Origin of the sequence: Ectothiorhodospira lacustris (assembly GCF_022227785.1) — a bacterium.
Classification (GTDB): Bacteria; Pseudomonadota; Gammaproteobacteria; order Ectothiorhodospirales; family Ectothiorhodospiraceae; genus Ectothiorhodospira; species Ectothiorhodospira lacustris.
The window spans coordinates 21,617-28,199 of the sequence record NZ_JAJNQM010000043.1; the positions used below are offsets into that span (position 1 = coordinate 21,617).

A 6,583-nucleotide genomic window follows, 5' to 3' on the forward strand; every position below is an offset into this window, starting at 1 on the left:
AGTCATGCCATGGGCGGCCTGCTGAAGGAAAGGTCACGCAATTAAGGGGAAATGGCCATGAAAAAGGCCTTATATGCAGCGAAATGCGCAAACTGGAGGGGGTAGGTCAGGGCTGTGGATGAAGGGGGATTGAGGGAGGGCACTGTAGCGTTGTATACAATGAAACATAACGATCCGTGGCATAACCGACAGCGGTACAAGAAAGATACCTGGGGGAATTCGCCTAAGTCACCGCCACACCCTTGACCATGGCCCATAGGGTCTGCCCCTTTTCCAGTGCCAGTTGTCGGCAGGAGCGCAGGCTGATACGGGCCAGCAGGGTCTGGCCACCGACATCCAGACTCAGGATCATATGTCCGGGGTGGGGGTCGTCACTGATCTCCGCGATCCGCACCTGAAGCGAGTTGAGGACGCTGCTGGCATCGGGGCGGGCCAGGGCCACGGACACATCCCTGGCCAGGATGCGTGCCCGCAGAGGGGCGCCGATGGCCCGCTGCTGACGGGAGATCAGCAGGCTGCCCCCGGCAAAGGTCACCTCCGTCAGGTGATCGGGTTCATGGTGGACGGCCACGGTGCCTTCGATGACCGCCGAGGCCTGTTCGCTGTGGGCCAGGGGCAGGTCGGTACGGGTCAGCAGGGTCTGCAACGGCCCCTGGGCCAGGGTGCGTCCCGCCTCCAGCAGTACCATGTGGTCCGCCAGACGGGCCACTTCCTCGATGGCGTGGCTGACATAGACCACCGGGATGGACAGTTCATCCCGTAGCCGCTCCAGATAAGGCAGAATCTCCCCCTTGCTGGTCACGTCCAGGGAGGCCATGGGCTCGTCCATCAGCAACAGTTGCGGGCTGGTGAGCAGGGCGCGGCCGATGGCCACCCGCTGGCGCTGGCCACCGGAAAGGGCGTCCGGATAGCGGGTTAATAATGTCTCCAGGCCCAGCAGACTCACCACGTCATCCAATTGTACGCGGCGTTCCCTGGCGGAGATGCGTTTGAATCCGTACAGCAGGTTGTTTTTTGCGGTGAGGTGAGGGAACAGGCTGGCCTCCTGGAACACATAGCCCAGGGGCCGTTGATGCACCGGGAGAAAGAATGTCGCATCCTGCCAGAGATCGCCGTTGAATTGCAGGCGGGCATCTTCAATGCGCTCCAGGCCGGCCAGGCAACGAAGGATGGTGGTCTTGCCGGAGCCGGAGCGCCCGAACAGCGCGGTGACGCCTTTCCCGGGGATCTGAAGATCCACATCCAGGGTAAAGTCACCCCGTTCCAGATGAAATTTTGCCTGAATGCTCATGACCCCACCCCCACCACCTTGAATTTCTTGTTCAATCCATAGACTGCCAGTAGCAGTGAGAAGGACAGCACCACCAGTATCAGGGCCAGGGCATGGGCCGACTGATAATCCATGGCTTCCACGTGATCGTAAATGGCGATGGAGGCGACCTGGGTCTGGCCGGGGATATTGCCGCCGATCATGATGATGACGCCGAATTCACCCAGGGTATGGGCGAAGGACAGTACGGCGGCGGTGAGAAATCCCCGTCGGGCCAATGGCGCCACGATGGTGAAGAATCGATCCAGCGGCGATGCCCGCAAGGTAGCGGCTACCTCCAGCACCCGCGTCCCGGTTGCCTGAAACGCGTTGGTCAGCGGCTGCATGACAAAGGGCAGGGAATAGATCATGGAGCCGATCACCAGCCCGGTGAAACTGAAGGCCAGGTGGTTGAACCCCATGGATTCCAGCGTGCCGCCCACCCAGCCCCGGGGTCCCAGCAGGAGCAGAAGATAAAACCCGAGCACGGTGGGAGGCAGGACCAGTGGCAGGGTGACCAGGGCCTCCACAACCACCTTGCCCCGCCACCGGGTATGTGCAAGCCACCAGGCCGCCGGTGCGCACAGTACCAGTAATATGGTGGTGCTGATGACCGCCAGCTTGAACGTGACCCAGAGGGCCATAGTGTCTTGGGGGGAGAGTGAAATGGGCATCATGGGCCTGGGAATGTCCAATGGGCAGTCAAAACCCAGCCCGATACCCGGGACAATGCCGCCGGGTATCGGACCGGCGATGGGTCAGGGTATGCTGTAGCCTGCGGCCTCAATGACCCGCACGGCTTCCGGGCTGCGGATCCAGGCCATGAAGTCCCGGGCCACGTCCATGTCGATGGCCCGCTTGAGAATCACCGCCTGCTGTTCGATGGGATCGAACCACTCCGCTGGTGGAATCCAGTGGGATCCCGGAATGGTGCCATCGTTAGCCTTGACCTGGGCCAGGGCCACAAACCCCAGTTCCGCCGCGCCGGAGGCAATCTGCGAGTAGGCCTGTCCGATGGACTGGGCGCGCACCAGACGGCCCGCCCTGTCCAGGCTTTCCCAGATGCCCATGCCCGTGAGGATCTGCTGAGCGGCCACGCCGTAAGGGGCGTTTCGCGGATCGGCGATACTGAGGAAACGGTAGCTTCTGGAGCGCAGCAGTGTTTCCGGATCGTTGAGGTAACCTTCCCGGCTGGACCACAGCACGGGTACGCCCACGGCGTAGGTGAACCGGGAATCTTCCAGGGCCAGTTCATCTGCGACCAGTGTTTTGGCGCGCAGGGTATCGGCGGAGAAGAAAAGATCAAAGGGGGCGCCGTTGACGATCTGGGCATACAAGGCACCCGATGCCCCGGCGCTGAGATTGATCTTATGGCCGGTTTCGGCCTCGTAGGCGGCGGTGAGGGTCTGAAGGGTGCCCAGGAAGTTGGCGGCTACGGCGGCCCGAAGTTCAGCGGCGGAAGCGGTCGTGATGCCGGTGAACAGCAAGAATAGAAACAGGATGACGTGTCTTGGTTTCATGTTTGAGCCTCCAACAGGGTGGGTTCAGTCATTGATGGCCAGGATGACGTGGGGTGCCTTGATCAGGGCGCAGGCCCGAGCCCCCTGGGTGAGCCAGCCCTCGTCCAGGGCCTCCCGGGTGACGACGGCGGTGAGGCTGCGGCCATGGCCCAGGTCCAGCTTGACCTCTGCATTCACGGGGCCGGCCTCGATGTGGCTGACAACGCCCTGGAGGCGGTTACGGGCGGAAAAGCGCAGCGTGTCGGCCACTTCGCTCAGAATCACGAAGGAAGACTTGATCAGTGCATGGACTTCCCGGCCCACCTGCAGCCCCAGTTCCAGGCCGGCCTCATGGGTGACCACGGCGTGGATCTCCAGCCCATGGCCGATATCCACGGTGATCTCGTCGCTGACCGCGCCCTGCGTGACGCGGGAGATCTTGCCCTGGTAGTGGTTTCTTGCCGTTGTGCGCATGGATAGTTTCCTCATCAGTGTCCAGACATCGCCCAGTTCGCCCGTGGACCGGGCCATTTGCTGCAAAAATTGCTGGTACGCCTGTTCGGCGGCCCGGTACTGCGCAATCACCTGTTCGCCGTGGGCGGTCAGTCGGGTGCCGCCGCCGTGCTTTCCCCCCGCCTGCCGCAGCAGCAGGGGTTTGTCCGCCAGGTTGTTCATGGCGTCGATGGCGTCCCAGGCCGCCTTGTAGCTCATGCCAATGGCCCGGGCCGCGGCGGAGATGGAGCCGGTGGCGGCGATCTGCTCCAGCAACTGGATGCGGGCGCCGCCAAGGAAGGTCTGGCCGTGAAGCTTGAACCAGAACTGGCCGTCGATTTCAGGTTGCATGAGAGGTTCCTGACCGGGGTTCGTTATGTATTTCTGTATATAGCGCATGACAAGATAAATCCAGGCTCCAGTATGGCAAAGCACTTTGCGGGCCAATCCGGTATTTTTCTTAACTATTTATTTTTGAATGAATTTATTATTTCAGCCCCTGGGCTGTAAGGAGGGATTTGCGACAGTAACAGGGGGATGATCCAGTCCGTGTCGGAAAACCTACATTTTCCGGGTGATCAATTCGGCGGGAGGTGTGTCTGGAATAATGCGGTCTTTGACGTGTATTGATTTATTCTTATTCCTTGGCACTATATGGCGTTTCGCCAATGTTCTGGGGCATGGTATGGAGCCAATAGCAGACCGATGATCCTCGCCTTCCTGCGCCGTCATCCCCTGACCGTCATCGTGCTGGCCCAGCTTTGCGGCACATCCCTGTGGTTCAGCATCAATGGCGTCTGGTGGTCGATGGCCCCGAACCTGGGTCTGTCGGATGCGGACCTGGGTTATCTGACCCTGGCCGTACAGCTCGGATTCATTGTCGGCACGTTGACCATGGCTGCCACCGGGCTGGCGGATCGCTTTCACGCCAGTGTCATCTTCGCCGTGGCCTGTCTGTGCGGTGCGTTGGTCAATGGTGCCTTCCTGCTGGTGGCCGCTCAGCCGCCCTTTGATCTGCTGCTGCGGTTTCTGACCGGTCTTTGCCTGGCCGGGATTTATCCCCTGGGGATGAAACTGATCATCTCCTGGGTGCCCCGGCACGCGGGGGCGGCGCTGTCCTGGCTGGTGGGCATGCTGACCCTGGGCACGGCGTTGCCGCACCTGATGCAGGGGATGACGCTGGGCATGCCCTGGCAATGGCCTTTGCTGGGGGCCTCGGTGCTGGCGCTGCTGGGGGGCGTGCTGGTCCTGCTGTTGGGCGATGGTCCCCATCTGCCCAAGGCCGGTGGGAAAATCCCGCTACGCCAGGGACTTTCAGGATTGAAGATCCCGCGTTTTCGTGCCGTGGCCGGGGGGTATTTTGGTCATTGCTGGGAGCTTTATGCCTTCTGGATGCTGGTGCCGTTGCTGGTGGGGCGGGAGATCGGCCGTCTGGATGCCGCGGATGCCTGGATACCCTGGCTGGCGTTCGCCGTCATTGCCCTGGGATTTGCGGGGTGTGTGGGGGGCGGTGTGATCAGTCGTTACCGGGGGAGTGAGTGGGTGGCCCGTCGCGCCCTGGCGATGTCCGGTGCCCTGTGTCTGGCCTATCCCTTCCTGACCTGGGCACCGGCCGGTTTACTGCTGATCCTGCTGGCCCTGTGGGGTGTGGCGGTGATTGCCGATTCGCCCCAGTTTTCCGCCCTGGCGGCAGCCAATGCCCCGCGGGAGCTGGTGGGGTCATCGCTGGCGGTGATGAACGCCATCGGCTTTGCCCTGACGCTGCCCGCCATCTGGCTGACCAGCCTGTTGTGGGAACTGCAGGGTGCCTGGGTCATCCTGTGGCTGCTGCCGGGACCCGTGCTGGGCCTGTGGGCGATGCGGGGTTTGAAGATGGGTTGAAAAATTTACCCCGAATCCCGGTTTTCCGCGCAGGTGATGCACAGGGTGGCCGCCGGGTCCAGATCCAGGCGCCGGGGGTTGATGGGCTCGCCGCAGTCCAGGCAATCCCCGTAGCTGCCGTCATCGCAGCGGCGCAGGGCGGCCTCGATGCGCAGCAGGGATTGCCGGGCCCTTTGTCGGGTGTTTTGCGCCATGGCCTGTTGTTGCAGGGCATCCATGCGGGACAGCCTGCCCACACTGGATTGGTCCAGCACCACGGTGGCGGTGGAGGCCTTGCGGGCATCCTCCAGGCCGAGGATATCATCCCGTGCAGCCAGCAGTCGGGTGCGATAATGTGTGATATCCGGTGGTTCTGCCATGCGTTTTAGTCCTTTATGCCGGGGCCGGCGTGATGCATGCGGCCGGCAACATCCCTGTTGCCGGCCGCACACCCACCCTCAGCGCAGGATCAGCAGGGCGATGGGTGAGTTCATGATCATCTTGGTGGTGGTGCTGCCGACGAAGAACTGACGCAGGCGGGAGTGTCCGTAGGCACCCATGGCCAGCAGGTGGATGTCGTGGGCCTGACGGTAGGCGCAGACTTGCTCGCAGACCTCGCCGGGCTGGAGCACGGCCTTGACCGTAAATCCGTGGTTTTCCAGGGTGCGGTGGGCGTTGTCGAGCTTGGCCCGGTTGTCACCGCTGTCTTCACCCACCATGAGCAGATGCGCTTCCAGGCCCTTGAGCATGGGGCTCTGGGCCACCCGTTCCACCACCGTGTGCGCGGTGCTGCTGCCATCGTAGGCGATCATGAATCGCTGTGGCTCCGTGAACTCCAACGGACAGACCAGTACCGCCCGCTTCACGGTGCGGATGATGCTTTCCAGGTGGGAGCCGATATGGCGGGCCACCTTGTCACCGTCCTGGCCTTGCTTGCCCACCACCAGCAGGCGGGCCTCTTCCTGTAGTTCATCAAGGGCCTCGGTGACCCGGTCATTGCGCAGTAGGCTGCCGGGGTCGGCAATGCCGGCCTGTTTCACCCGTTCCAGGGCGTCCGTCAGGATGGCGCGGCCCTGTTCACGGATCAGCTTGCCGCGCTTTTCCTCCGTTTCCACCATCTGCTGCAGCAGGGCTTCCCGCCCACCCAAGCTCAGGTTGCCGCTCAGATCCTTTTGCGACTCCGCATGGGGGTTGTGGACCACATGCAGCAGGGTCAGGGGGCTGTCCAGGCGCCGTGCGGCCCAGGCGGCGTGGTCACACACCGACAGGGAGGAGCGGGAACCATCGATACAGGCAATCACCTTGTTCATCAAAACGGCTTCCTTCTTCATAGAATCTCCGCAAGGAAACCCGCGATTTCAATCGCGGGAGGAATTGCGGGTGCGCGAAGCGCACCATGTGGCGTAAACTTTGACCCATGGTC

7 protein-coding genes are annotated in these 6,583 nt (G+C 62.2%); 1 reads left to right on the forward strand and 6 read right to left on the reverse strand.

Translation table 11 applies throughout. The annotated features are described in order from the left end of the window. Positions 1 to 223: 223 nt before the first annotated feature. From modC to LQ952_RS09730, 4 genes are all read right to left on the reverse strand, one after another. A complete protein-coding gene (gene modC / locus LQ952_RS09715; RefSeq protein WP_238622462.1) occupies positions 224 to 1,291 on the reverse strand; it encodes a molybdenum ABC transporter ATP-binding protein in 1,068 nt (355 codons plus the stop codon). Next, complete coding sequence (gene modB, locus LQ952_RS09720; RefSeq protein ID WP_238622463.1) at positions 1,288 to 1,986, reverse strand: molybdate ABC transporter permease subunit; 699 nt, start codon at positions 1,984 to 1,986, stop codon at positions 1,288 to 1,290. The genes modC and modB overlap by 4 nt, the downstream gene beginning before the upstream one ends. A gap of 81 nt (positions 1,987 to 2,067) precedes the next feature. Next, positions 2,068 to 2,829 (reverse strand): molybdate ABC transporter substrate-binding protein, encoded by a 762-nt coding sequence (modA, locus tag LQ952_RS09725; protein ID WP_238622464.1) that lies wholly within the window; start codon positions 2,827 to 2,829, stop codon positions 2,068 to 2,070. 24 nt (positions 2,830 to 2,853) lie between these two features. After that, positions 2,854 to 3,651 (reverse strand): TOBE domain-containing protein, encoded by a 798-nt coding sequence (locus tag LQ952_RS09730; protein WP_238622465.1) that lies wholly within the window; start codon positions 3,649 to 3,651, stop codon positions 2,854 to 2,856. A gap of 354 nt (positions 3,652 to 4,005) precedes the next feature. Here LQ952_RS09730 and LQ952_RS09735 point away from each other — a divergent pair, with 354 nt between their 5' ends. After that, entirely contained in the window at positions 4,006 to 5,181 is a 1,176-nt protein-coding gene (locus LQ952_RS09735) for an MFS transporter (protein ID WP_238622466.1), read from the forward strand. A 5-nt stretch (positions 5,182 to 5,186) separates the two neighbouring features. Here LQ952_RS09735 and LQ952_RS09740 read toward each other — a convergent pair whose 3' ends face one another. Both LQ952_RS09740 and LQ952_RS09745 read right to left on the reverse strand, forming a co-directional pair. Next, positions 5,187 to 5,540 carry a TraR/DksA family transcriptional regulator gene (locus LQ952_RS09740; protein ID WP_238622467.1) on the reverse strand — a complete coding sequence of 118 codons (354 nt, stop codon included), beginning with the start codon at positions 5,538 to 5,540 and terminating at the stop codon, positions 5,187 to 5,189. A 78-nt stretch (positions 5,541 to 5,618) separates the two neighbouring features. Then, the gene (locus tag LQ952_RS09745; protein WP_238622468.1) at positions 5,619 to 6,470 is read right to left on the reverse strand and encodes a universal stress protein; all 852 of its coding nucleotides are present in this window, start codon (positions 6,468 to 6,470) and stop codon (positions 5,619 to 5,621) included. Between the last annotated feature and the right edge of the window lie 113 nt (positions 6,471 to 6,583).

What these genes read in the sequence shown, in the direction of transcription:
- LQ952_RS09735 (WP_238622466.1), top strand. Translation starts at nt 4,006, where the DNA reads ATGATCCTCGCCTTCCTGCGCCGTCATCCCCTGACCGTCATCGTGCTG.
- LQ952_RS09745 (WP_238622468.1), bottom strand. Translation starts at nt 6,470, where the DNA reads ATGAACAAGGTGATTGCCTGTATCGATGGTTCCCGCTCCTCCCTGTCG.
- LQ952_RS09730 (WP_238622465.1), bottom strand. Translation starts at nt 3,651, where the DNA reads ATGCAACCTGAAATCGACGGCCAGTTCTGGTTCAAGCTTCACGGCCAG.
- modB (WP_238622463.1), bottom strand. Translation starts at nt 1,986, where the DNA reads ATGATGCCCATTTCACTCTCCCCCCAAGACACTATGGCCCTCTGGGTC.
- LQ952_RS09740 (WP_238622467.1), bottom strand. Translation starts at nt 5,540, where the DNA reads ATGGCAGAACCACCGGATATCACACATTATCGCACCCGACTGCTGGCT.
- modC (WP_238622462.1), bottom strand. Translation starts at nt 1,291, where the DNA reads ATGAGCATTCAGGCAAAATTTCATCTGGAACGGGGTGACTTTACCCTG.
- modA (WP_238622464.1), bottom strand. Translation starts at nt 2,829, where the DNA reads ATGAAACCAAGACACGTCATCCTGTTTCTATTCTTGCTGTTCACCGGC.